We start from the raw sequence: 22,236 nt of genomic DNA, 5'->3' as shown, positions 1-22,236 counted from the left end.
TCACCTCGCTCAGATCACCACCAGGTCGGCATGCAGCGCGCCGGCCTGCTTCAGCGCCTGCAGGATCGAGATCAGGTCGCTGGGCGTGGCGCCGACCTGGTTCACCGCGCGCACGATGGCGTCCAGGCTCACGCCCGGGCCGAACTTGAACATGTGCGCGCCTTCCTCGCTGACCTGCACGCTGCTGGACGGCACGATCGCCGTCTGGCCCTGGCTGAAGGGTGCCGGCTGGCTGACCTGCGGCTGTTCGCCGATGGTCACCTGGATCGCGCCGTGCGCCACCGCCGCGGCGGTGACGCGCACGTCCGAGCCGATGACCACGGTGCCGGTGCGCGAGTTGACGATGATCCGCGCCGGCGCATCGCCCGGCTGCACGTCGAGATTCTGGATCGCGCCCAGCCAGGCCACCTTCTGCGCCGGGTCCTGCGGGCCGCGCACCGAGACGGTGCCGCCGTCCACCGGCTGCGCGGTGCCGGCGCCATACGCGTGGTTGATCGCGGTGGCGATGCGCGTGGCGGTGGTGAAATCCGCCGTGTTGAGGTTGAGCATCAGGTCGCCGCCGCCGGCGAACGAGGAGGCCACCACGCGTTCCACCGAGGCGCCGTTGGGGATGCGTCCGCTGGCGGAAATGTTCACCTGCACGCTGGAGCCGCTCTTGCCCTGCGCGCTGATGCCGCCGACCACCACGCTGCCCTGCGCCACCGCGTAGACGTTGCCGTCGGCGCCGCGCAACGGCGCCATCAGCAGCTGGCCGCCGCGGATGCTCTTGGCGTTGCCGATCGAGGCGACGGTGACGTCGATGGTCTGGCCCGGCTTGGCGAACGGCGGCAGGTCGGCCGTCACCATCACCGCCGCGGCGTTCTTCAGCTGCGGCCGCGCATTGGCCGGCACGGTGATGCCGAACTGCTGCAGCATGTTCTCCAGGCTCTGCGTGGTGAACGGCGCCTGCGTGGTCTGGTCGCCCGAGCCGTCCAGGCCCACCACCAGGCCGTAGCCGATCAGCTGGTTGCTGCGCACGCCGGCGACCTGCACCAGGTCGCGGATCTTGTCGGCGTGGACGGGGGCGACCAGTCCGAGCAAGAGCACCAGAGCGATCACCAACGAGCTCTTCACCTTTTGCGTGGCGACACCGGCGGGCAGTGCCCGCCCTACACGCTGCCCGTAGGGCGGGCACTGCCCGCCGCTTCCCGGCAGATGTGCCTCGCCAGGAGCGGAAGCGCACGACGCAATGTTCAACGCGGCCATCAGAACGGCATCCACTTGGAATTGAAGAAGCGCGACAGCCAGCCGCGCGTGTTCGCGTCGGCGAGGGTGCCGCGGCCGGTGTAGCTGATGCGGGCGTCGGCGACGCGGGTGGACGGCACCACGTTGTCCTGGCCGATGTCCTGCGGACGCACGATGCCGGCGATGCGCACCAGCTCCTGGCCCTGGTTGATGGTCAGCCACTTCTCGCCGCGCACGATCAGGTTGCCGTTGGACAGGCGCTGCGCCACGGTGACGGTGATCTGCCCGGTGAGCTGGTTGCTCTGGCTGCTCGAACCAGCGCCGTCGAAGCTGCGCTCGCCGTCCAGGCCGATGTCGGCGACCTTGCCGCCGATCGCCAGCGCATGCCCGAGCACGGTGGGCGAGGCGAGCTTGGCCTTGTCGGTCTTGCTGGTGGTGGTGGTGGCCTTCTTGCTGGCCTGGGTGCTCTCCACCAGCGCGACGGTGAGGATGTCGCCCACGCGATGCGCGCGCGGATCGGCGAACAGCTCCATGTTCTGCTGGTCGTGGTAGATCGAGCCGTCGGCGGGCGCGGCAGCCATCTGCGGCGCGGGCGGCAGGGTCGGCGCCCACTGGGCGTCGTCGCGGGCACCCGGGCCGCTGGCGCAGCCGGCCAGCAGGGCCAGCGCGCACAGGGCAAGGGGAAAACGGCAGGCAAGCATCACGTCGCGCCTCAGGTCTTGTTGGTGAGGAACTGCAGCATCGAGTCGGCGGCGGACACCGCCTTGGAGTTCATCTCGTAGGTGCGCTGGGTCTCGATCATGTTGACCATCTGCTCCACCACGTTGACGTTGGAGGACTCCAGTGCGCCCTGCGCCAGCGTGCCCAAGCCGTTCAGGCCGGGCTGGCCGATCTGCGGGGAACCGCTGGAGGCGGTCTCGAGATAGAGGTTGTCCCCGTTCGGCTGCAGGCCGGCGGGGTTGATGAAATCGGCCAGTTGCACGGTGCCGATCTGCTGGGTGGCGGCCTGGCCGGGCAGGCTCACGCTGACCGTGCCGTCGCTGCCGATGGTGATGCTCTGCGCATTGGCCGGCACGCTCAGCGCCGGGTCCAGTGCGTAACCGTTGGCGGTGACGATCTGCCCGTTCTGGTCCATGTGCAGCGAACCGTCACGGGTGTAGGCGATGCTGCCGTCGGGCATCGTCACCTGCAGGAAACCGCGGCCCTGGATCGCCAGGTCCAGCGAGTTGCCGGTCTGCTCGATGTTGCCCTGGGTGAAAAGCTTCTCGCTGCCGACCACGCGCACGCCGGTACCCAGCATCAGGCCGGACGGCGCCTGGGTCTGCTCGGTGGTCTGCCCGCCGGGCTGACGCAGGTTCTGGTAGACCAGGTCCTGGAACGCGGCGCGCGCGCTCTTGTAGCCGGTGGTGTTGGCATTGGCGAGGTTGTTCGAGATGACGTCCATGCGCGTCTGCTGCGCATCGAGGCCGGTCTTGGCTACCCACAAGGATGAAAACATGTCGTTGGACTCCGTCTGGACGTCTGGATGTCTGTTTGGGCGAGGCCGGTCAGGTCATCTGCAGCAGGCGCGAAGCAGCCTGCGCGTTCTCGTCGGCGCTCTTGATCGAGCGGATCTGCAGCTCGTACTGGCGCGACAGCTGGATCATCTGCACCAGCGTCTGCGAAGGGTCGACGTTGCTCGACTCCAGCACGCCGGATTTCAGCGCCACCGCCGGGTCCGCCTGCGCGGTAGTGCCGTCGGCGAGGTGCATCAGGCCGTCGCTGCCCAGCGCGAGCTGGTCGACCGGCGGGTTGACCAGCTTGATCCGGCCCACCGCGGCGATGGTTTCCGGCGACTGGCCCATCGGCACCACCGACACGGTGCCGTCGGCGCCGATGTTCATCTGGCTGCTCTGCGGCACGCTGATCGGACCGCCCTCGCCCAGCACCAGGTTGCCGCGCGCGTCGGTGAGCAGGCCGTCCGGCGTCAGCCGCAGTTCGCCGGCGCGGGTGTAGCCCTCGCTGCCGTCGGCGCCCTGCACCGCGATCCAGCCGGTGCCCTGCACGGCGACGTCCAGCGTGCGACCGGTCTCGATCTGGCCGCCCTCGCGCAGATCCACGCCCAGCCCGTGCGCCACGCCGTTGACCCGCGTGGCCAGCCCCGGCCCCTGGATCACCAGCGGCTGGAACGCCGACAGCTGCGCCTTGAAGCCGACCGTGTCGGCATTGGCCAGGTTGTGCGCCACCTCGGACTGCGCCCGCATCATCTGCGTGGCGCCGGTCATGGCTACGTAAAGCGATCTGTCCATGTGGATTCCCGGGTGTGGTCAGTAGAGAACGAGGAGCAGGCAAGGTGCGGTGATCCGCTCTTCCGATTCCCCATTCCCTATTCCCCATTCCCTCAATTGCGAATGTTGATGATGGTTTGGGTCAGCTGGTTGTCGGTGGAGATCACCTGCGCATTCGCCTGGTAGTTGCGCTGCGCCTTGATCATGTTGACCAGCTGCGCGGTGAGGTCGGCGGTGTTGGAGGCCTCCAGCGCGCCGGCCTGCACGCTGCCGAAGGTGCCGTTGCCGGCGGCGCCCATCACCGGCGTGCCGGAGTCGTACGAGGCCGCCCAGTTGGTGTTGTCGAGCTGGCGCAGGCCTTGTTCATTGCTGAACTGGGCGATCGCCAGCTGGCCCAGCGCGGTGCTCTGGCCGTTGGAATACTTCGCCTGCACCACGCCTTCGCGCGACACGTCGATGCTGGACAGGATGCCGGTGGGATAGCCGTCTTGGTTGATCGCGCTGGCGGCGTAGGCGTTGCCGAACTGGGTGGCCTTGGTCATGTCCAGGGTCAGCTGCATCGGGTCGGCACCCGGGCTCACCGCCGCGGCGGGGAACGCGAGCTGGCCGTTGGCAGGGGCAACCAGGCTGCCGTTGCTGCCGAAGGTCAGCGTCTGCGGCGTGCCGACCGCGGTGCCGTCGATGTAGAGGTTGGCGTTCCACACGTTGGCCGCCGCGTCCTTGACGAAATACACCACGCCGTTGTGGGTGGCGCCGAGCGAGTCGTAGGCGGTGAACGGCGTGGCCTGGTTGTAGCTGGACGGATCGTTCAGCGGGTCGAAGGCGGTGGCCGGTGGCGTGGCGTCGGAAGGCAGGTTCAAGGCCATCTGCACCGAGCTGGTGGCCTTGGCCGCGTTCTGCGCGGTGAACAGCTGCAGGTCGGTCATGGTGCTGGTGTCGAAGCCGCCGCCGGCCACCGGCGGGAACACCTGCAGGCGCTGGCCGTTGGCGTTCATCACGTAGCCGTTCTGGTCCTTCTGGAAGGCGCCGGCGCGGGTGTAGGAGTAGCCCTTGCCGTCGCGGATGGTGAAGAAGCCCTCGCCGCTCAGGGCGAAATCCAGGCTGTTGTTGGTGGTCTCCACGCTGCCGGCGGTGAACTGCTGCGCCACGTTGGTCAGCCGCACGCCGCTGCCGACCTGGCTGGAGCTCAAGTTGGGGCCGGCCGCGCTGAACAGCTCGGCGAACTGCGCGCGCGAGCCCTTGAAACCGGTGGTGCCGGTGTTGGCGATGTTGTTGGCCGTGACCTCGAGATCTTTCGAGGCGGCGTTCAGACCGCTCAGTGCAATGTTGAATGCCATCGGAGCATTTCCTCGTTCGGTTGCGACCCTTGAGGTCGTCAGTTGATCTGTGCGACCTGACTCAGCAGGACCCCGCCAAAACCATCCACGTCCAGATAGGTGCCGTCGGCGCCGGTCATGCCCACGCCGGTGACCTTGCCGCTGACGTAAGTCGCCACGGCGGTGTTGCCGGCCTGCGCGGCCAGCCCGTAGGTGCCCGGCGCCAGCGCCTCGCCGTTGTCGCCGATGCCGTCCCAGTGGAAGCGCACCAACCCGGCCGCGGGCTTGCCCAGGTCGATCGTGCGCAGCACGGTGCCGCTGGCGTCGGTGATCTTGACGAACACCTGGCCGCCGCCGTCGGGCACGTTGACCGCGCCGTCCATGCCGCCCGCGGCCAGCGTGCCGGCCTCGGCGGGCACCACCACATCGCGGCCGATCATCCCGCTCGCCTGCAGGATCTGGTTGCCCTGCAGCGACTTGCCGAGATCGTCGAACGAGGCCTGCAACGCCTGCGTCGCCGAGACCTGGCTGATCTGCGCGAGCTGGCTGACCATCTGCGATGAATCCATCGGCTTGGTCGGGTCCTGGTTGCGCATCTGCTGCACCAGCAGGCTCAGGAAGTCGGCCTGGCCCAGGGTTTTCTCCTTGCCCAGGCTGGCTGCCTTCGCCGCGCTGGCGGCATTGCCGATCGCCATGTCGCTCATGCGTGGTTCCTCGTGGCGGACTGAAGGTGATTCATGTGCAGGCGCCTCACTTGCCCAGGTCCAGGGTCTTCTGCAGCAGCTGGCGCGCCGAGTTCATCACCTCGACGTTGTTCTGGTAGGAGCGCGAAGCGGAAATCATGTTGACCAGCTCGTCGACCGGATTGACGTTGCTCGCATAGACGTAGCCGTCGGCATCGGCCAGCGGGTTGCCCGGTTCGTAGCGGCGGGGAATCGCCGCCTGGCTCTCGGTGACGCCGAGCACCTGCACGCCGTCGCCGGGCGCGTTCGGATCGCCGGCGCCCTGCTGGTTGCGGACAGTCGCGAACAGCGGCTCGCGCGAGCGGTAGGCCGCTTCGGGCGAACTGGCCACGCTGTCGGCATTGGCCAGGTTGCTGGCCACCGTGTTGAGGCGGGTCGATTGCGCGGCCATGCCGGAGCCGGCCACGCTGAAGATGGAGAACATCGACATCAGCCCTGGCCTCCGTTGATCGCCATCCGCAACATGCGGATCTGCGCGGTGATGAACGACAGGCTGGCCTGGTAATGCACGCCGTTGGCGGCGAACGCGGCCTGCTCCACCTGCGCATCGACGGTGTTGCCGTCCATGCCGGGCTGGGTCGGCACGCGGTAGGCGAGCGCCTCGGCGCTGCGCCCGGCGCCGGCGATCTGGCCCGGCGCGTCGGTTTCCAGCGTCACGCCGTTCGCCGCGTCGCTGGCCGTGGCCAGCACCTTGCGGAAATCCACGTCGCGCGCCAGGTATCCGGGCGTGTCGGCATTGGCCAGGTTGTTGGCCAGCACTTCGGTACGGCGCTGCCACAGGTCGAGCGCCCGGGTATGGATGCCGAACAGATTGGGGGTGGACGGGTTCATCGTTTCGCTCCGCATGCACTGCTGCACGGAAGCGAAAGGCAAATTGCATGCCACGGGCCGGGAAGCCTTGCGGCAGCTCGAATTCCGCGCATGTCGCGCGGCGCCGTCAGGCAGATGCCGCGGCGAAAGACGGTTTGTTGACGCGGCCCCGGCGCCGCGTGCCCGGCGTCAGCCGGTTGCCGCCTGCGGCGCGGCGACGGGTTCGGGCAGCAACTCCATCACCGCCTGCGCCAGCTGGTCGGGGTGGAACTTCGCCACGAAGCGGTCGGCCTTGACCTCCTTCACCATGCCCTCGTTGAACATGCCGCTGAGCGAGCTGTGCAACAGCACCTTGATCCGGCGCAGCGTCGGCGCCTCGCGGATCGCGCGGGTCAGCGCATAGCCGTCCAGTCGCGGCATCTCGATGTCCGATACCACCAGTTCGATCGCCTGCGCCGGGTCGCCCGCGGCCAGCTCCAGCAGCCGCTCCAGCGCCTCGCGCCCGTCCTTGGCCACCACGCAATCGGTGCCCAGTTGCTTGAACAGGTTGACCAGCCGCCGCCGCGCGATGCCCGAATCGTCCACCACCATCACCCGCCGCGACGCCAGCGAACGATGGCTGGCCTCGCGCTGCAGCCCCGCCGACAGCTCGGCCGGCGGTGCGTCGATGCTGGCCAGCACGTGCTCCACGTCGACCACCGCCAGCAGCGCGCCATCGACCCGGGTCACCGCGTTCACCCGCGAACCGAACCCCAGCGCACTGGCCGGCGCTGCCATCGCGTCGCCCGCGCAATGCACCATGCGCTGCAGGTCGGCCACCAGGAAACCCTGCACCGAGCGGTTGAACTCGGTCACCATCAGGTGCGCCGATTCCACCTCGCGCAGCGGCGCGTAACCCAGCGCGGCAGCCAGATCGATCACCGGAATGGTCTGCCCGCGGTAATCGCAGCTGCCCGCGATCAACTCGTGCACGCCGTGCAGGCGCTCCATCGGCGGTCGGCGCAGCACCTCGCGCACCTTGAACACGTTGATGCCGAACAACTGCTGGTCGCCCAGCCGGAACAACAGCATCGCCACCCGGTTGTGCCCGGCCAGCCGCGTGTGCTGCTCCACTTTCTCCAGCAATGTGCCGGCCATGCGGCCTCCCTCGGCAAGCGCGGCCGCCACGCGACCGTCTGCTGCGCTATCGGCCGGGCATGCCCCGCCTTTAGCCGGCAAAGCCCGCCCCCAGTGGTGGGGTGATCACATCGCCGCACCCACTGGCATGCGGATTGCTTGCTCAAGCTTCGACACCTGTGGCCGATGCAGCAGCCATTCCATTCCTTTGCGAGTCGATGCCAGCACCATGAGCTTTCTTCTCAAACAGCACATTGCCGCCCTGGTGAAAGCCGCCGCCCAGGGGGACGACGCCGAGCTCGCCGTGCTGCGACACCGCCACCCGCGCACCGCCGCGGTACTGGCGCCGCTGCTGGCGCGCGCCGCCAGTCGGCCGCCGTCGGCGGTGGCGCTGCAGACCATGGAACAGCAAGGCCTCGTGCTCGGCGCCGCACAACAACTGGCGCGCGAGCAGACCGCACTGGACCAGGCCGCCGCCGAAAGCCGCGCCAGCGTCGATCGCTTGACGGATGGCAGCGCCGGGATCTCGACGGCCCTGCAGCAGTTGGGCGCCGACCTGGAGCAGGCCAGCCACGCCGGCAGCGTCGGCGCCGACGGCGTCAGCGAGCTGGACGGCCAGCTGCGCCTGCTGCGCAGCGCGCTCAGCGCAATGAACCGCAACCAGAGCAAGCTGGCCGAACAGGTCGCGCAGATACGCAAGCTGACCGGCGCCGTGCAGGAGATCGCCCATCAGACCAACCTGGTGGCGCTGAACGCCGCCATCGAGGCGGCCCGCGCCGGCGAGGCCGGGCGCGGCTTCGCGGTGGTGGCCGACGAGGTCAAGCAGTTGGCCGAGAAAACCGCGCTGACCACCACTGAAATCGAGACCGTCACCGTCTCCATCGGCGATTTCTCGCTGCAGCTCGATGGCGACGTCAACCACGGCCTGCAGCAGCTCAAGCGCGCCCAGGTCGGCGTGAGCCAGTGCAGCAACCAGCTGGGCGAAGGCAGCGCCACCCTGCGTACCGCCAGCGAACGCATCCGCAAGCTGCAACAGGGTCACGACGCGCAACACGCGCGCGCCACCACCGCGCAGGCGGCACTGGGCGCTTCGCAGCGACGCAGCAGCGAGGCGCGGCGCCAATCCGAATCGCTCCATCGCGCTGCCCTGCTGGCGCATCGCCTGGGCCTGGACTGGCTGGAAGGCGAAAGCGGCAACGACCCGGCCAGCCTCAGCCTGACCGTGCGCGAAGCGGCCATGAACCTGCGCCAGGCGATGAGCCTGGCCCTGCTCGAACCGGCCGCGCTGGACCGGCGCTGGTTCGACACCCACGCCCTGGTCAGCGGCGTGCAGCGGCTCGCCCGGCTGCGTCGCGGCAGCGACAACGGCGCCGCGCTCGGCGATGCCGGCACCCAACTGGGCGAACAGGGCCAGCGCTTCATCACCTTGCTCGGCGCCGGGCAACTCGACCAGGCCGGCGCCGTGGCACGCGAACTCGAAGCGGGCCAGGACGCCCTGCTGGCCCAGCTCGACGCCCTGCTGGCCGACGCATGACCCTGCGCGCCGCCCTCGCCGCCGTCGGGTTGGTCGCGTTGCTGGGCAGCGCCACCGCGCATGCCGCTGCCACGCAGTCGCTCGACAGCGTGCGCGCGGCAGCCAAACAGGCGATGCAAGATCGTTACAGCCGACCCGGCAGCCGCGTCGTGGTCAGCACCGAGCCGTTGGACACGCGCCTGCAACTGGACGCATGCAGCGAGCCGCTGCGCGCGCTCGTTTCCGAACAGGCACAGCCGCGCTCGCGCATGACCGTGCCGGTGCAGTGCCCGCAGCCCGGCGGCTGGATCGTGCGCGTGCCGATCCAGTTGCAGGTGTTTCGCCAGGTGCTGGTAAGCAGCCGCGCGCTGCTGCGCGGCGACGGCATCGGCGCCGCCGACGTGCACGTCGAGGAACGCGACGTGACCCGCCTCGGCTACGGCTACCTGGACAACCTCGAGCAGATCGCCGGCCGCACGCTTTCGCGCGCACTGGCGCGCGGCAGCGTGCTCAGTCCCGGCAGCCTGGGCGGGCGGCGCATGGTGCGCGCGGGCGACCACGTGCAGGTGCTGGCGCAGCTCGAAGGCATCTCGGTGCGCGCCGAAGGCGTGGCGCTGGGCAGCGGCGACAACGGCGCCCGCCTGCGCGTGCGCAACGCGGCATCGGGGCGGGTGATCGACGCCATGGTCAGCGCGCCGGGCGTGGTGGTGGCCCTGCCATGAAACCGACACCCCTCATTCGAACCATGAAAATCAGTCACTTGCGCCACGGCGCGAGCGACGGTCGCGGCCCGGTCGATTTTTCGACGGGCTGCTAAAGTTTTCCGGACAGCGGCCGATTATCCAGTCACAGGGCACACTCCAGCGGGACGGGTTCCATGAACACGACGATTACCAACAACGGTTTGCCGAAGCTGCCGCAGGCCGGCAGCGGCACGGGCAGCGGCACCTCGGCCAATGCAGCCGCCGCGCCGGAGGCTTCGGTCGCGGCGCCACGCAACGCCGATCAGCTCAAGCTGACCGATTCGGCGCGGGCACTGCAGGAGGTCGCCCGGCTGGGCGACGCCTCGCCGATCGACGCCAAACGCGTCGAACAGGTGCGCCAGGCCATCGCCGACGGCAGCTACAAGATCGACGCCGGCAAGATCGCCGAACGCCTGCTGGCGATGGATCAGCAACTCGGCGGCACGGACAAGGCATGAGGCAGCCGCTGCAGCACGAACTGAACGATGCGCTCGCGTCCGTTCTGGACGAGATGCAGCAGCGTGCCGAGCAGTTGCAGACCACGCTGGAAGCCGAGCGTGCCGCGCTGGACATCGCCGACGCGGCAGCGCTGGACGCGGCGGGCAACCGCAAGCAGGCGCTGATGCAGCAACTGGAGCAACTCGACGCCGACCGTCGGCTGCTGCAGCGCCAGCAGCCGGTCAGCGACGCATCGCGCGAATCGCGCTGGGCGCAGATCCTGCAGGTGCTGCGCCACTGCCACGCGCTGAACCTGCGCAACGGCAGCCTGGTCAACCAGCGGCTGGCCCAGTTGCGCCAGGCGCTGGCCATCCTCACCGGCCACGCCGGCGAAGGCGAACTCTATGGCAGCGGCGGCGAACTGCACGGCAGCCTGCGCTCCAAATCGCTGGCCGCCGCATGAACGCGACATCCCACCCCTTCGCTGCCACCTGTCCCCGCAGGCGACACCCCCACTGACCACACGGCCGGCGCCGGCTGGCCCCGCACCGATGCGATGACCGACCATGAGCAATCTCCACGCCTCCCCCGTCGCCTCCCCGAAACACGCCAGCGCCACCGAACAGCCCCCCGCCTCGGCACTCGTTCCGCTGGCCACGCCGCTGCCGGTGCTGCGCACGCCGATGCTCGACCGCGAGCGCAACCTGTTCGCCTATGAAATCGTCTTCCACTGCGAGCCGGGTGACGAGCAGAACCTGCTGCGCAGCGTGCTCTCCACCATCACCGACGGCGCGCTGACCCGGCTGGTGCGCGGCAACCGCGCCTTCCTCAACCTGCCAGCCGAACTGCTGCCCGAAGACTCCGACGTGCTGCTGCACCAGCCGCGCCTTGGCGTGGTGCTGCAACCTTCGGTGGCCGACGACGCGGCGCTGATGAAGCGCCTGCAGCAGATGGCCGAACGCGGCTGCCAGCTGCTGCTGGAAGCCGGCGACATCGACCCGGAAAGCAGCCGCCAGCTGCAGGCGCTGCTGCAGATCGTGCAACTGGTGCGGCTGGACGCCAGCCGGCTGACGCCGGAGACGCTGAAGGAGCGCACCGAGTACCTGTTCGCCCGCGGCATCCGCGTGGTCATCGGCCAGGTCAACGACCACCCCACCTACGAGCGCTGCCTGGAGCTGCAGGTGCAGGCGATCCAGGGACGGTTCCTGCTGATCCCGCAGCCCGTCGCCGTGCCGGTGCTTACCGCCAACCGCATGAGCATCCTGCGGCTGATGGGCGCGCTGCAGGAAAAGAACCCCGGGCCGGTGGAACTGGGCAACATCATCCGCGACGACGCCGTGCTGAGCTACAAGCTGCTCAGCTGCGTGAACTCCGCCTATTTCGCCCTGCCGCGCCAGTTGAAGTCGGTGCAGCAGGCGGCGATCTTCTTCGGCGTCACGCGCATGCGCAACTGGATCGAGACGATGTCCCTGTGCGGCATGGACGACCACCCGCCCGAGCTGCTGCGCGCGGCGCTGATCCGTGCGCACATGTGCGAGAAATTCGCCGCCGGCAACTCGGCCATCTCGCCTGAAACCGCCTTCACCGTGGGCCTGTTCTCGCTGCTGGACACGCTGATGTGCGCACCGATGGATTTCCTGCTCAGCCACTTGCGGCTGGTGCCGGAAGTCAGCGACGCGCTGACCGACCGCAGCGGTCCCTACGGCACCCTGCTCAAGCAGATCATCGCCTGGGAAGCCGGCGAAATGACCAGCGGCATGGCCACGCCCCAGCGCATCATGAGCATGGCCTCGATCTACCTGGGCGCCACGCAGTGGGCCGACCAGGTGTTCGCCTCCGCCAACGGCAAGCAGGCCGCCTGACCGCACACCGGGCCACCGCCGGGGGTTTGTCACACACCCCCGCGCGACAAGCCCGCGCCCATCGCCGATAATGCGCACTCGTCGCGAATGCGCCGTGTCGGCCACTCCGCTTGCCGCAGATCAGCGACCCGACCCCGCGCGCATCGCACACTCCCCCGCCGTACCCGCGCGCTTTTCGCGCGGGCGCACAGGAATGAACCGATGAGCCGCACCATCCACTGCAGCAAGCTCCACGTCGACGCCGAAGGGCTCGACTTCGCACCCTGGCCCGGCCCCCTCGGCCAGCGCATCTATGCCGAGATCTCCAAGCCCGCGTGGCAGCAATGGCTGGCCCACCAGACCACCCTGATCAACGAATACCGGCTCAACCCGCTCGACGCGAAATCGCGCCAGTACCTGGGCGAGCAGATGGAGAAATTCCTCTTCGGCGGCGAGGTCGACCATGCCGCTGGCTTCACCCCGCCGCCTTCCGCGTCTTGACGATTCCGCACACTTTGGGTCTAATGCACGGCTCCACGCATCAACGGCAACCCACCCGGTTGTGCTTGATCGCCAGGTTCCCGGCCGGGTAGCTCAGTTGGTAGAGCAGGGGATTGAAAATCCCCGTGTCGGCGGTTCGATTCCGTCCCCGGCCACCATGTAAATCAACAACTTAGCCCACTTTGCCCAGTGGGCTTTTTTGTTTGTGGTCCCCCTGTCCCCCTCCCCGTTCCCCAGCTCGGATGAGTGTTCCCCAGCTCGACGGATCGCATTTGCAGGCATGGTCCCCAAACGAGGGAATCAGGCTGAGGACGGGTCTCGGGAGTGTCGCATCTCTGAACTTCTTAGCAGGGATACAGTGACTAATTGCGTCAAGCGCGTCCCCTGGAAATCCCCGTGTCGGCGGTTCGATTCCATCCCCTTTGACCTCGGACTCCAAACGGTCCCGTTACTCAAAGCGGGGGGACGTCGGGTCTACACGAAAACAAAGACTCGGGTCGTTTTCCTGCCTGCGCCAGCGCTGCAGGTCCAAGAAGCGAAGTCAAAGCATGCGGTCGCCTTACAAACCGCGATTGACCAGCGCGAACGGATCATCTTTTGAAAGAGAAAGGGCGCCCTCGGGCGCCCTTGTATCGTAGTGCCTGACTGCCATCACTCGACAGGACACGATGATTTTTGAAGATAGGTTGCCAATCCGAATAGCGCGAATCCATAGACCACAGCGGCGCCGATGATGCGAAACATATGAGCTCTCCTTTCATGGGCAGGCCAATCCCGCTCAACTAGGGGGATCTTGGTGCAACCTCGTCGCAAAACACGCGATTGGACTGCCGCGACGGCTACCCATGAGCAACAACAATGTCCAACGCTACACCTGCCAAGATCAAGGAAGCCACTGGTAATGCGTAGCGCAACATTTTGCCCCAGAACGTGTGCATCGGACGCAGGGCATCTTCAAGTAGCGAGATCCGCTGAATGGCCTGAGCACAAGCCTGCTCAGATCGAGCTAAGTTTGACTTGAGGCCAGCGATTTCGTGCGCAGCCTTGGCCTCGCTCTCGACGAGCAACTCACTGGTGGAACGCAGTTGCGCACCTAGCGCCTGCAGCTGATCGTCATGTGCCTCGACCATGGCCCGGTGAGCCATCTGCTCTTCAACGTGCCGGCGCAACTCGGTGAGGATGAAGATCGCAGCCTCGCGTTGATTGGCGTCAAGCGTAGTCGAATCCGCAGCGAGATTTTCGATTTTCCGGGTCAGTGCATCGTGGAAATCACGCAGAACCGCATTCTTGCGGATCTGCATCTTCATCACCAGTTCGAGAGCTAATTGTGTCGTATGGAGGCTCCCCGCCAGCTGCCCGACCATGCGAGCGAGGTCCTTCTGACCGGTGCCGGTAAACGAGCCTATGAACAGGGTGAAAGCCCCCTTGTTCTGATAGGAGTCAGCCAGCTTGCCAGCGCCCTCCACTGAGGCCATAGATTCGGCGAGATTGTTCAGGTGCCCCTCAAACTGGACCAGGGCGTCCCCTGCCGAAGGGGCCTCAGCGTCTGCTGGAGTCACCGATGCATCCACGCATTCTGGCTCTGCGAGCTTGACCAGCTTGGGAGTAATCACTTCGCTCATGGCTGAGCCTCTGGCTTGTCGTACGGGAGCGCCACCAAATGGCGCATATCGAGACGCTTGATTGACGTGTGCTCCCGCAGAACAGCCGTGCTTTCTATCGTCGCCATGACAAACCCTTGCGTCGACTCATAATATTCGCGTGCCACACCCATGAGGATCATTTCCTGTTGAGCCACGATCACCAATTGGTCAACCGCGTCCCGAGCCGCGTCTAGAGCGTCATGCCAGCCGGTTTTGAGATTGACGATGTAAGCCACCGCCGCGGGAATGACTTTTCTCAAGCAGTAGCTGCTGACACCAAAGCCAATTGCGGTTAGCGAGGCCGCCAGGTAGGGCGCGAACGGTCCAACGAAGGCAGTCAGCTGTGTTTCGATAAGAGGGTCGATCGCGTCCCAGAAGACCAACATGCCGCTGACGAGGACCGTCTCAGAGATCTTGACGATGAGCTCTTCCCGACTCATGGTCTTCGAACCTCGATAGAGATCCCATGCGCCTTTGGCGAGATCGCAGAGGTTCCTCACGAGCGCATAAACCTCAGCGATGGCCTTGGACAATGCATTAACCACGAACTCGATGAGCCCAGAAAGCAACTGCATCGCGGACGTCACCAAACCCTTAACGGCCTCGAAAACCTTGCGCAGAAATCTTTCCACACGCTCGGCAAGCGTTGGCTTCCCTTCTCCGAAGCAGATGTCCGCAAGCTCATCCTTTAGCGCAAAACAAATAGCATCAGCCAATTGCTCAAGTATCGCGAAAGACATGTTAGCCAAGCCTTCCTTTGCCGCACCACCAACCAGCTTTGCAGTGCTTCCGGATGAATCCTTGATCTTCTTCCCCTCCTGGTTGCTGCGGGTGCCCTGTTCCGTCAGAAGCTCTTCGCGACTGTTGATCGCGGGCTTATGCTCCCGGATAAGGTGAGCTTCCAATGCAGCTGCGGTTTCCTTAGATCCCATGACAATCCACCGCACTGTGCACCCCTCCTCCAGCACGCTATCCAATTTGTAGGGCTTGCCCATCCGTCTGCCCCGCCGATAGTCGTTCATATGACCAGCGACCCAGCGCTTGCCCAGCTTCGTGCTATCTCCCACATAGACAGGCCGGTTTTCTTTGTCAAAGACGACATAAACCCCAGGCGCATTCGGCATGTCGCGCATGCCTTCGGCGACGCCACCTTTCACGGTAAACGCGCCGTCAAACTTGATCGTCGTGATGGACGAAATGCCACTCACGAATGACTTCGTGATCACTTCTTTCCATGCCTGTCCTCGCTGAGCAACCTCCAGCACACTGGATGCGCCTGTCGCGTCCAACGTATCTGAGAGCACGGCCCCAGGATCAGAAGTTTTCGCGTTGGGGCGAGAGTTCTTCTTGTTCCTGTAGCCCGCCACGAGCTTGCGACGGACGTTGGTGATCCCCCGCTCTATGACTTTATCTAGGAGATCCGGAAGCACGACGGTGCTGTGGGTCGATTCATTCTGACGATTCATATGACCTTCCTTGCGTAGATGGCTGCAACCAGGTGAGCGAGCAAACCTCGGGTCGCACCTCATGACCGAGCGAATTCTCAACGGAGCTAAAAGATGATGCGCCAGATCATAGGGCGATTTGGATCTCAGGTTTCGAGACCTCGCGGCGGGGGTCAAAGCTAGTTGGCGACCTAGACGGTTTGAATCGCCCCGGGTTCCGTGGAGGCTGTTTGGTTTAAGTCAGACCTCCACGGGGGCTGCCTGACTGGCGAGTTGCCGGTAGTAGCTCTTAGACTCAACTTCCAAGTGCAACGCCCCCATATCAAGGCGTTGCCATGCGCAGAACCTACCATCACCTGAGTCCCGAAGATCGCGCGATGATCATGATCGAGCGCCAGAACGGCAGCAGCCTACGCTCGATTGCTCGCCGGCTGGGCCGTTCGCCGTCGACTCTTTCGCGTGAGCTGCGGCGCGCCGGGCCCGGAATGTACGACGCGACGCGGGCTGCTGAAGGCTATCGCGAACGTCGCGGCGCAAGTCGGCGCTCGCTGCTGCTGACGCCCGGCACGGCGCTCTACCAGCACGTCCACGATCGGCTTGTGTTCTCCCGCTGGTCGCCGCAGCAGATTGCCGCCAGACTGCGCCAGATGCCCGAGTCCGAACGCCCCGGCCTGGTCAGCCACGAAACGATCTACGCGACCATCTACGCCCAGCCGCGAGGCGCGCTGAAGCAGGGCATGGTCGCCGCGCTGCGCCAGTCGAAGCCCAGGCGTGGGCGCCGCAGGACAACGGCCTCGGCCTGCAGCTTTGTGCCGGAAGCGCTGCGGATCGAGAATCGACCGGAACACATTGAGAATCGTCTGGCGCCCGGCCACTGGGAAGGCGACTTCATCAAGGGCGCCTACAACCGCTCTGCGGTAGCGTGCTGGTGGAACGCAAGACACGCTTCGTGGTGCTCTGTCGCATGGACGGCTGCACAGCGGCGGATGCGGTGGAAGGCTTCACTCGCCAGATGAAGAAGCTGCCGGCCTTCCTGCGCGAGAGCCTGACCTACGATCGCGGCAGCGAGATGGCCAACTTCCGGGAGCTGAGCCAGCGGTTGAAGATGGACATCTGGTTCTGCGATCCGCATGCGCCGTGGCAGCGCGGCAGCAACGAGAACACCAACGGGCTGTTGCGCCAATTCCTGCCCAAGGGCAGCGACCTGTCGATTGCCAGCCAGACGTTGCTCAACGACATCGCCCGCCTGCTCAACGGCCGGCCGAGGCAAACGCTGGGATGGAGAACCCCGGAGGAAGCCCTGGCCGAGGAGATGGCGAAATTCTCACCGGGTGTTGCGCTTGCAAGTTGAGACCAAGGCTTGCCTCGGCCTCTGCCGGGGGGGGATATAGCCGATTGATCCGAGCAGGCGGTGGTGGTTGGACCGGGCACAGCGGCGGTGCGGTTCACGCACCTGCGCGGCATGCCGCCGATAGCCCGACGGGGCGATCTGCAATACCTTGCAGAACGGCTCGACCCCGAACGTGGCGCGATGCGCGTCGACGAAGGCCCTCAGGACTTGAGTTTGCGGTCGAGCTCCGCCTGGGCAAAAAAAGCGCTGGCCAGCTTCAGGATCTCGTTGGCCCGGCGCAGCTCCTTGTTCTCGCGCTCCAGCTCCTTCACGCGCTTCGCTTCGGCGGTGGTCACGCCCTCGCGTACGCCGCTGTCGATCTCGTGCCGCTGGACCCAGCTCAGCAACGTCTGCGGCACGCAGCCAAACTTCGGAGCGATCGACTCCACGGCGGCCCACAGCGATGGGTACTCACCGCGGTGCTCCTGCACCATGCGCACCACGCGCCCGCGGACCTCAGGGGAAAACTTCGTGGACTTGTTCATGGCTCCATCCTCTCAAGAGTGGGAGCCTCCTCAGAACCCGGGGCGATTCAGTTCGGAGGACCGCGGTCGACGAGGCCCGATCTTGTGACGCAGTTCTCACTTGGCACGGTTTCTGCTGCTGGTTTCAGTGAACCGCCCCGGTTCCGTCATCGAGAAGCAGCCATGGAAGAAGTCATCGATCGCACCGCGCCGAATTCGCCGGAAGAGTTGGCGATCCATTTCCTGATGCGCCACGCCGCGTGCCGCATGGCGCTGACCGGGCAGGCCGGCGAGCAGGCCTTGCAGCAAGCCTTGCAGCATGCCTGCTCCGGCCCATCGCAGCCCGCGCCCGCCATTGCTGGCGAACCCGCACCGAGGGTCGCCGCAGCCCCGGCGGAGGTGACGAAGGACGACAGCTGCGCCGCGCGTTTTTCACGAGCGTATGCCGCGGCACGTCACCGCGGCCGTTCCGCCGGCACGAACTGGGGCGCCCGCAGCGCCGCCTGAGGACGCGAGCCGCCGGCGCGGCGGCCATGCGAAAATGCGCGGCCCCCGCCCCGAACAGTGACCCGATGACCGCCTCGAAGTACGACTTCCGCCAGTTCCAGGAAGAACTCGCCCAACTCGAACGCAAGACCCAGTCGCCCGCTCCGTCCGGGCCGCTCGGCAAGAAAGCCGCTGCCGAGCAGCGTCTGGCGCAGGCCCGCGAGGAGTTCCTCGCCCTGCGCAAACGTTACGGACTCAGCGTGGCCGACGTGGTCGCCTTCTTCCCCGAGGAGGAAGGCATCGCCTACCTGCAGGAACTGATCGTCGCCGCGCAAGCCAAGCCGCGCCGTCTGGCCAAGCCGAAATCGTAGGGCGGGCACGGCCCGCCATCGTCATGCCGCGAAGCGGCCGGCGGGCGGTGCCCGCCCTACGGCTTGGGTTTCGACGCGGCCGGCGTGAGCGTCACGTCGCCGAACCAGGCCTGTACGTGGCCGCCGGTGTTGTCTGTGTCGGCGGAGAGCGCGATGCCGGTGACGCGCGGTGCCGGGCGGCCGAACGCGGCCAGGTAGTCGGCGGCAAGATCGCGGTGCTGCATTTGCCAGGTGCCGGCGCGGGCGTTGCCGCTCTGCAGGACGATGGTGCGCATCAGGGGCGAAAACGGACTGGGCGCGATGGTGCCGATCGGGTGGCGGTTGTCCCACACGTAGCACAGGGCCGCCGTGGGCATGGCGTGGCCGAGCGAGCGGCTGGCCAGTTTCAGTTTCATGCGTTGCAGCCACGAGAGACTGGAGCGCGGCACGTCGAAGAACACGTAGACGCGCGCGGCGAAATCGTCGCCCTGCTTCCTGGACATGTCCGCCGCCGCCACGCTGCGGTCGACTTTCCAGCGCCAGGTCAGCGTGCTGGCGGCGGGCAGGTCCAGTGCATGGGCGATGGCGCCGGCGGCGTGGTTGGCGTCGATGTTGAACACGCTGTCGCCGCCGTCGCGCACGATCGCCATGCGCGCGATCGGACGATGCCGCGACATCGCATAGGCCTTCCAGCCCTCGGGCAGCGCACTGCCCGGCGCGGTGCCGGAAAAGCGCAGGGTGACCGGCGCCGCAGCCGTCGCGGCCCACGCCACGGGCGCCAGCGCGAGCAGCGCGATCATCGCCCGCCACGACCACCGCGAGCCTCGCCCGCCACTCGCGCGATCGCGCGTGATCCGGCCAGGGAGCCAACGGGAAACGGAGGTTTTCATCATGGCAACAAGCCGGCAGACAAGCGAGCGGGGAGCATACCGGTGCCGCGTGCAGCGGGCGTGGATGAACTGCCGCCGCGCACCTGCGCGCCGCCGCGCCTGCCACACCGCGAATAAAAATTCGCGCTTGAGGCGCCACAGTTGCGTCAAACCCCTAAATTTTCGCTACATTGTGCGGGCCGCAAGGCCTCCGAGCCCAGAAAGCCGGGGTTTCCTACTATCGAGATCAACTAATGGCTACCAAAACCACTGCCAAGAAAGCTCCCGCCAAGGCTGCCAAGAAGCCTGCCGCCGCCAAGTCCGCCGCGCCGGTCAAGCCGATCGGCGAGAGCCTGTCGAAGTCCGGGCTGATCGCCCACGTCGCCGCCCAGGCCAACGTCGACGCGAAGACGGTCAAGGCCGTGCTCGCCGGCCTGGAGTCGGCCGTGCTCGCTTCGGTGCACAAGAAGGGCGTGGGCCAGTTCACCCTGCCCGGCCTGTTCAAGATCAACGCCGTCAAGGTGCCGGCCAAGCCGAAGCGCAAGGGCAAGAACCCGTTCACCGGCGAGGAGCAGGTGTTTGCGGCCAAGCCCGCCACGGTGAAGGTCAAGGTGCGTCCGCTGAAGAAGCTGAAGGACGCCGCGCTCTGATGCGCGGGTGTCGACCCGGGTCGATCGACCCGGACTGATCGACACCGTCTGATCCACCCGCGCGCCGCCGTCCGGCTCACACCGGGCGGCGGCGTCGCGTTTGCGGCATGGCCGATCACCTTGCTGAACCGTTGGCGGGGATTCACGCCCGCGTTCACCGGATGTTTTCGCCCGGCGCCCAAGACTCGGGGCTTTCCGCAAGCATCGAGGTGCGCCATGAAACCGACGTTCCCCTCCCTCGCCCTTGCCGCGGGCATCGGCCTGCTGTCGCTGGGTGCCTTCCAGGTCGCGATCGCGCAACAGGCCATGACCGAAGCGCAGGTACGCGCCCGGCTCACCGCCCAGGGCTACACCGACGTGCATGACCTGAAGTTCAAGGACGGCATGTGGAAGGCCGAGGCGGACAGCGCCGACGGCAACGACCTGGACGTGCGCATCGACGCCAGCACCGGGGAGATCTATCCCGACACGGCAGTCTCCAACCTGAGCAGGCACGACGTGGAAGCGGCGCTGTCCACCCAGGGCTACACCGACGTGCACGACGTGGATTTCGACGAGGGCATCTGGAAAGCCAAGGCCGACAACCCGGCAGGCAAGAAGGTCAAGCTGCGCATCGATGCGCACACCGGCAAGGTGATCGGCATCGAATAGCGCCCGCGCGGCACGGGCCGCGGGAAATGGACGCGGGGAAATGGACCGGTACCGGCGAGTTGACTAGTATCGGGATTCCCTTCCCCATGTGACGGATTGCCCGTGAAGCGATTGCTCCTTTCCGCGCTCGTCATCGGCGCCTGTGCCGCAGCACAGGCCGCCGATGTCCCCACCTTCAGCACGCAGCGCCTCTCCGACGAGGTCAAGACGCTGTCCTCGGATGCCTTCGAGGGCCGCGGCCCGGCCACGCCGGCGGAGACGCGCACCATCGACTACGTGGTCGAACAGATGAAGGCCGCCGGCCTGCAACCGGGCGGCGACCTCAAGGACGGCAAGCGGCTGTGGACGCAGGCGGTGCCGCTGCTGCGCACCGAGATCATCGGCAAGCCCGAACTCAGCCTGACCCTCGGCGACAAGACCGAGCCGCTCACCCAAGGCGAGCAGATCGCCATCCGCGCGCCGATGGACGGCGCCAGTTCGGTCGACATCAGCCATGCGCCGCTGGTCTTCGTCGGCTACGGCGTGAAGGCGCCGGAGCGCGACTGGGACGACTTCAAGGGCGTCGACCTGCACGGCAAGATCGCGGTGGTGCTGGTCAACGACCCGGATTTCGAAACCGGCAAGGGCGACTTCGGCGGCAAGGCCATGACCTATTACGGCCGCTGGACCTACAAATACGAGGAGGCCGCGCGCCAAGGTGCGCTGGGCCTGCTGGTGATCCACGAGACCGCGCCGGCCTCCTACGGCTGGGCCACGGTGAAGAACTCCAACACCAACACCATGTTCGACATCGTGCGCGACAAGCCGGGCGACTCCCACCCGCGGCTGGAAGGATGGATCCAGCGCGACCTCGCGGTGCAGCTGTTCAAGCACGCGGGGCTGGATTTCGACAGCGCCAAGAAGCTGGCGCAGACGCGCGCGTTCAAGCCGATCGCGCTGAAGGGCGAAAGCCTCTCGGCCAATTTCAAGGTCGACAAGAGCGTGATCACCTCGCACAACATCGTCGGGCGCGTGATCGGCAGCAAGCATCCCGACCAGACGGTGATCTACAGCGCGCACTGGGACCACCTGGGCATCGGCCTGCCCGACGGCACCGGCGACCGCATCTACAACGGCGCGGTGGACAACGCCACCGGCACCGCGGCGCTGATCGAGATGGGCCGCGCCTTCGCGCACGCGCCGCAGCCGGAGCGCAGCGTGGTGTTCCTCAATGTCACCGCCGAGGAAAAGGGCCTGCTCGGCTCGGAGTACTACGCCAGCCACCCGCTGTACCCGCTGGCCACCACCGCCGGCGTGATCAACATGGACGCGCTCGACCCGCACGGCCCCACCCGCGACTTCACCATCTCCGGCAACGCCAAGCTCGGCCTGCTCGACGACCTGGTCACGACGGCGAAGAAGTTCGGCATGGTCTACACCCCGGACTCGCACCCGGAAGCGGGCTACTTCTTCCGCTCCGACCACTTCTCCTTCGCCAAGCGCGGCGTGCCGGCGGTGTCGTTCGGCTCGGGCGAAGACCGCATCGACGGCGGGCTGAAGGCGGGCGAAGCGGCGGGCAAGGAATACACCGCCAAGCACTACCACCAGCCCTCCGACGAGTGGCAGGCGAGCTGGCCGTTCACCGGCATGGCGCGCGACCTGCAACTGCTCTACACCGTCGGCAGCCAGCTGGCGAACTCGGACCAGTGGCCGGGCTGGAGCAAGGATTCGGAGTTCCGCGCCGCACGCGAGGCGACGGCCGACCAGCGCAAGTAAGCGCCCCACACGACGCCGCGC

The 22,236-nt window shown here is 66.7% G+C and carries 23 protein-coding genes, 1 tRNA gene, 2 pseudogenes and 1 other annotated feature; of the genes and pseudogenes, 13 read left to right on the top strand and 13 right to left on the bottom strand.

Going from position 1 to position 22,236, the window contains the following annotated elements; all coding sequences use genetic code 11:
- Nucleotides 1-9 precede the first annotated feature (9 nt).
- The 9 genes from ACVCMC_RS00625 to ACVCMC_RS00585 all read right to left on the bottom strand — a co-directional run bounded on the left by ACVCMC_RS00625 (nt 10) and on the right by ACVCMC_RS00585 (nt 7,497).
- Nucleotides 10-1,113 carry a flagellar basal body P-ring protein FlgI gene (locus ACVCMC_RS00625; RefSeq protein WP_447098324.1) on the bottom strand — a complete coding sequence of 368 codons (1,104 nt, stop codon included), beginning with the start codon at nt 1,111-1,113 and terminating at the stop codon, nt 10-12.
- A gap of 131 nt (nt 1,114-1,244) precedes the next feature.
- Entirely contained in the window at nt 1,245-1,925 is a 681-nt protein-coding gene (flgH, locus tag ACVCMC_RS00620; RefSeq protein WP_447098323.1) for a flagellar basal body L-ring protein FlgH, read from the bottom strand.
- A gap of 11 nt (nt 1,926-1,936) precedes the next feature.
- On the bottom strand, nt 1,937-2,722 hold the full coding sequence (gene flgG, locus ACVCMC_RS00615; protein WP_447098322.1) for a flagellar basal-body rod protein FlgG: 786 nt from the start codon (nt 2,720-2,722) through the stop codon (nt 1,937-1,939).
- A gap of 49 nt (nt 2,723-2,771) precedes the next feature.
- Nucleotides 2,772-3,512, bottom strand: coding sequence for a flagellar basal-body rod protein FlgF (gene flgF, locus ACVCMC_RS00610; RefSeq protein WP_395119833.1), 741 nt, complete (start codon nt 3,510-3,512; stop codon nt 2,772-2,774).
- A 92-nt stretch (nt 3,513-3,604) separates the two neighbouring features.
- The gene (gene flgE, locus ACVCMC_RS00605; RefSeq protein WP_395119834.1) at nt 3,605-4,828 is read right to left on the bottom strand and encodes a flagellar hook protein FlgE; all 1,224 of its coding nucleotides are present in this window, start codon (nt 4,826-4,828) and stop codon (nt 3,605-3,607) included.
- Nucleotides 4,829-4,866: 38 nt separating this feature from the next.
- Entirely contained in the window at nt 4,867-5,511 is a 645-nt protein-coding gene (locus ACVCMC_RS00600; RefSeq protein WP_447098321.1) for a flagellar hook assembly protein FlgD, read from the bottom strand.
- A 46-nt stretch (nt 5,512-5,557) separates the two neighbouring features.
- Nucleotides 5,558-5,980 carry a flagellar basal body rod protein FlgC gene (gene flgC, locus ACVCMC_RS00595; protein WP_447098320.1) on the bottom strand — a complete coding sequence of 141 codons (423 nt, stop codon included), beginning with the start codon at nt 5,978-5,980 and terminating at the stop codon, nt 5,558-5,560.
- Nucleotides 5,980-6,381 carry a flagellar basal body rod protein FlgB gene (flgB, locus tag ACVCMC_RS00590; protein ID WP_447098319.1) on the bottom strand — a complete coding sequence of 134 codons (402 nt, stop codon included), beginning with the start codon at nt 6,379-6,381 and terminating at the stop codon, nt 5,980-5,982. Before flgB ends, flgC begins: the two co-directional genes overlap by 1 nt.
- A gap of 168 nt (nt 6,382-6,549) precedes the next feature.
- Nucleotides 6,550-7,497 carry a chemotaxis protein gene (locus ACVCMC_RS00585; protein ID WP_395119838.1) on the bottom strand — a complete coding sequence of 316 codons (948 nt, stop codon included), beginning with the start codon at nt 7,495-7,497 and terminating at the stop codon, nt 6,550-6,552.
- 208 nt (nt 7,498-7,705) lie between these two features.
- Here ACVCMC_RS00585 and ACVCMC_RS00580 point away from each other — a divergent pair, with 208 nt between their 5' ends.
- The 7 genes from ACVCMC_RS00580 to ACVCMC_RS00550 all read left to right on the top strand — a co-directional run bounded on the left by ACVCMC_RS00580 (nt 7,706) and on the right by ACVCMC_RS00550 (nt 12,670).
- Nucleotides 7,706-9,010: a methyl-accepting chemotaxis protein gene (locus ACVCMC_RS00580; protein ID WP_447098318.1), complete on the top strand. Its 1,305-nt coding sequence runs from the start codon at nt 7,706-7,708 to the stop codon at nt 9,008-9,010.
- The gene (gene flgA, locus ACVCMC_RS00575; protein ID WP_447098317.1) at nt 9,007-9,711 is read left to right on the top strand and encodes a flagellar basal body P-ring formation chaperone FlgA; all 705 of its coding nucleotides are present in this window, start codon (nt 9,007-9,009) and stop codon (nt 9,709-9,711) included. Before ACVCMC_RS00580 ends, flgA begins: the two co-directional genes overlap by 4 nt.
- Before the next feature lie 155 nt (nt 9,712-9,866).
- A complete protein-coding gene (gene flgM / locus ACVCMC_RS00570) occupies nt 9,867-10,190 on the top strand; it encodes a flagellar biosynthesis anti-sigma factor FlgM (RefSeq protein ID WP_395119841.1) in 324 nt (107 codons plus the stop codon).
- On the top strand, nt 10,187-10,633 hold the full coding sequence (locus tag ACVCMC_RS00565) for a flagella synthesis protein FlgN (protein ID WP_447098316.1): 447 nt from the start codon (nt 10,187-10,189) through the stop codon (nt 10,631-10,633). The genes flgM and ACVCMC_RS00565 overlap by 4 nt, the downstream gene beginning before the upstream one ends.
- Before the next feature lie 103 nt (nt 10,634-10,736).
- Nucleotides 10,737-12,032 (top strand): EAL and HDOD domain-containing protein, encoded by a 1,296-nt coding sequence (locus ACVCMC_RS00560; RefSeq protein ID WP_447098315.1) that lies wholly within the window; start codon nt 10,737-10,739, stop codon nt 12,030-12,032.
- A 201-nt stretch (nt 12,033-12,233) separates the two neighbouring features.
- Entirely contained in the window at nt 12,234-12,512 is a 279-nt protein-coding gene (locus ACVCMC_RS00555) for an oxidative damage protection protein (RefSeq protein ID WP_447098314.1), read from the top strand.
- A gap of 82 nt (nt 12,513-12,594) precedes the next feature.
- A tRNA-Phe gene (locus ACVCMC_RS00550) sits at nt 12,595-12,670 on the top strand.
- A gap of 681 nt (nt 12,671-13,351) precedes the next feature.
- Here ACVCMC_RS00550 and ACVCMC_RS00545 read toward each other — a convergent pair.
- Entirely contained in the window at nt 13,352-14,134 is a 783-nt protein-coding gene (locus ACVCMC_RS00545) for a hypothetical protein (RefSeq protein WP_447098313.1), read from the bottom strand.
- Nucleotides 14,131-15,621: a nucleotide excision repair endonuclease gene (locus ACVCMC_RS00540; protein ID WP_447098312.1), complete on the bottom strand. Its 1,491-nt coding sequence runs from the start codon at nt 15,619-15,621 to the stop codon at nt 14,131-14,133. The genes ACVCMC_RS00545 and ACVCMC_RS00540 overlap by 4 nt, the downstream gene beginning before the upstream one ends.
- Nucleotides 15,622-15,935: 314 nt before the next feature.
- On the opposite strand from ACVCMC_RS00540, the pseudogene ACVCMC_RS00535 reads away from it, so the two are divergent.
- Nucleotides 15,936-16,951 (top strand): annotated as a pseudogene (locus ACVCMC_RS00535) (IS30 family transposase).
- Nucleotides 16,952-17,002: 51 nt separating this feature from the next.
- Here the strand turns inward: ACVCMC_RS00535 and ACVCMC_RS00530 are convergent.
- A pseudogene (locus ACVCMC_RS00530) lies at nt 17,003-17,475 on the bottom strand (transposase); the annotation flags it as partial.
- Nucleotides 17,081-17,197: a sequence feature (AL1L pseudoknot), on the bottom strand. Its footprint overlaps the pseudogene before it by 117 nt.
- Nucleotides 17,476-17,559: 84 nt before the next feature.
- Between ACVCMC_RS00530 and ACVCMC_RS00525 the strand changes: the two are divergent.
- Nucleotides 17,560-17,961: a hypothetical protein gene (locus tag ACVCMC_RS00525; protein WP_447098311.1), complete on the top strand. Its 402-nt coding sequence runs from the start codon at nt 17,560-17,562 to the stop codon at nt 17,959-17,961.
- Between the two features lie 65 nt (nt 17,962-18,026).
- A complete protein-coding gene (locus ACVCMC_RS00520; RefSeq protein ID WP_447098310.1) occupies nt 18,027-18,311 on the top strand; it encodes a 2-hydroxyacyl-CoA dehydratase in 285 nt (94 codons plus the stop codon).
- A 56-nt stretch (nt 18,312-18,367) separates the two neighbouring features.
- Here ACVCMC_RS00520 and ACVCMC_RS00515 read toward each other — a convergent pair whose 3' ends face one another.
- Complete coding sequence (locus ACVCMC_RS00515) at nt 18,368-19,090, bottom strand: DUF3047 domain-containing protein (protein WP_447098309.1); 723 nt, start codon at nt 19,088-19,090, stop codon at nt 18,368-18,370.
- A 323-nt stretch (nt 19,091-19,413) separates the two neighbouring features.
- Here ACVCMC_RS00515 and ACVCMC_RS00510 point away from each other — a divergent pair, with 323 nt between their 5' ends.
- From ACVCMC_RS00510 to ACVCMC_RS00500, 3 genes are all read left to right on the top strand, one after another.
- A complete protein-coding gene (locus ACVCMC_RS00510) occupies nt 19,414-19,809 on the top strand; it encodes an HU family DNA-binding protein (RefSeq protein ID WP_447098308.1) in 396 nt (131 codons plus the stop codon).
- A gap of 216 nt (nt 19,810-20,025) precedes the next feature.
- On the top strand, nt 20,026-20,460 hold the full coding sequence (locus ACVCMC_RS00505; RefSeq protein WP_447098307.1) for a PepSY domain-containing protein: 435 nt from the start codon (nt 20,026-20,028) through the stop codon (nt 20,458-20,460).
- A 102-nt stretch (nt 20,461-20,562) separates the two neighbouring features.
- Complete coding sequence (locus ACVCMC_RS00500; protein ID WP_447098306.1) at nt 20,563-22,215, top strand: M28 family metallopeptidase; 1,653 nt, start codon at nt 20,563-20,565, stop codon at nt 22,213-22,215.
- Nucleotides 22,216-22,236: the final 21 nt, after the last annotated feature.

The organism is Rhodanobacter sp. UC4452_H20, from assembly GCF_052978205.1.
This window is presented reverse-complemented; position numbering and strand designations above follow the sequence as displayed.

Coding starts and splice junctions, on each gene's coding strand:
- flgC (WP_447098320.1), bottom strand. CDS start 5,980: ATGTCGATGTTCTCCATCTTCAGCGTGGCCGGCTCCGGCATGGCCGCG.
- ACVCMC_RS00580 (WP_447098318.1), top strand. CDS start 7,706: ATGAGCTTTCTTCTCAAACAGCACATTGCCGCCCTGGTGAAAGCCGCC.
- ACVCMC_RS00540 (WP_447098312.1), bottom strand. CDS start 15,621: ATGAATCGTCAGAATGAATCGACCCACAGCACCGTCGTGCTTCCGGAT.
- ACVCMC_RS00515 (WP_447098309.1), bottom strand. CDS start 19,090: ATGATCGCGCTGCTCGCGCTGGCGCCCGTGGCGTGGGCCGCGACGGCT.
- flgA (WP_447098317.1), top strand. CDS start 9,007: ATGACCCTGCGCGCCGCCCTCGCCGCCGTCGGGTTGGTCGCGTTGCTG.
- flgM (WP_395119841.1), top strand. CDS start 9,867: ATGAACACGACGATTACCAACAACGGTTTGCCGAAGCTGCCGCAGGCC.
- ACVCMC_RS00545 (WP_447098313.1), bottom strand. CDS start 14,134: ATGAGCGAAGTGATTACTCCCAAGCTGGTCAAGCTCGCAGAGCCAGAA.
- ACVCMC_RS00585 (WP_395119838.1), bottom strand. CDS start 7,497: ATGGCCGGCACATTGCTGGAGAAAGTGGAGCAGCACACGCGGCTGGCC.
- ACVCMC_RS00560 (WP_447098315.1), top strand. CDS start 10,737: ATGAGCAATCTCCACGCCTCCCCCGTCGCCTCCCCGAAACACGCCAGC.
- flgB (WP_447098319.1), bottom strand. CDS start 6,381: ATGAACCCGTCCACCCCCAATCTGTTCGGCATCCATACCCGGGCGCTC.
- flgF (WP_395119833.1), bottom strand. CDS start 3,512: ATGGACAGATCGCTTTACGTAGCCATGACCGGCGCCACGCAGATGATG.
- flgH (WP_447098323.1), bottom strand. CDS start 1,925: ATGCTTGCCTGCCGTTTTCCCCTTGCCCTGTGCGCGCTGGCCCTGCTG.
- ACVCMC_RS00505 (WP_447098307.1), top strand. CDS start 20,026: ATGAAACCGACGTTCCCCTCCCTCGCCCTTGCCGCGGGCATCGGCCTG.
- ACVCMC_RS00510 (WP_447098308.1), top strand. CDS start 19,414: ATGGCTACCAAAACCACTGCCAAGAAAGCTCCCGCCAAGGCTGCCAAG.
- ACVCMC_RS00565 (WP_447098316.1), top strand. CDS start 10,187: ATGAGGCAGCCGCTGCAGCACGAACTGAACGATGCGCTCGCGTCCGTT.
- flgG (WP_447098322.1), bottom strand. CDS start 2,722: ATGTTTTCATCCTTGTGGGTAGCCAAGACCGGCCTCGATGCGCAGCAG.
- ACVCMC_RS00520 (WP_447098310.1), top strand. CDS start 18,027: ATGACCGCCTCGAAGTACGACTTCCGCCAGTTCCAGGAAGAACTCGCC.
- ACVCMC_RS00600 (WP_447098321.1), bottom strand. CDS start 5,511: ATGAGCGACATGGCGATCGGCAATGCCGCCAGCGCGGCGAAGGCAGCC.
- flgE (WP_395119834.1), bottom strand. CDS start 4,828: ATGGCATTCAACATTGCACTGAGCGGTCTGAACGCCGCCTCGAAAGAT.
- ACVCMC_RS00555 (WP_447098314.1), top strand. CDS start 12,234: ATGAGCCGCACCATCCACTGCAGCAAGCTCCACGTCGACGCCGAAGGG.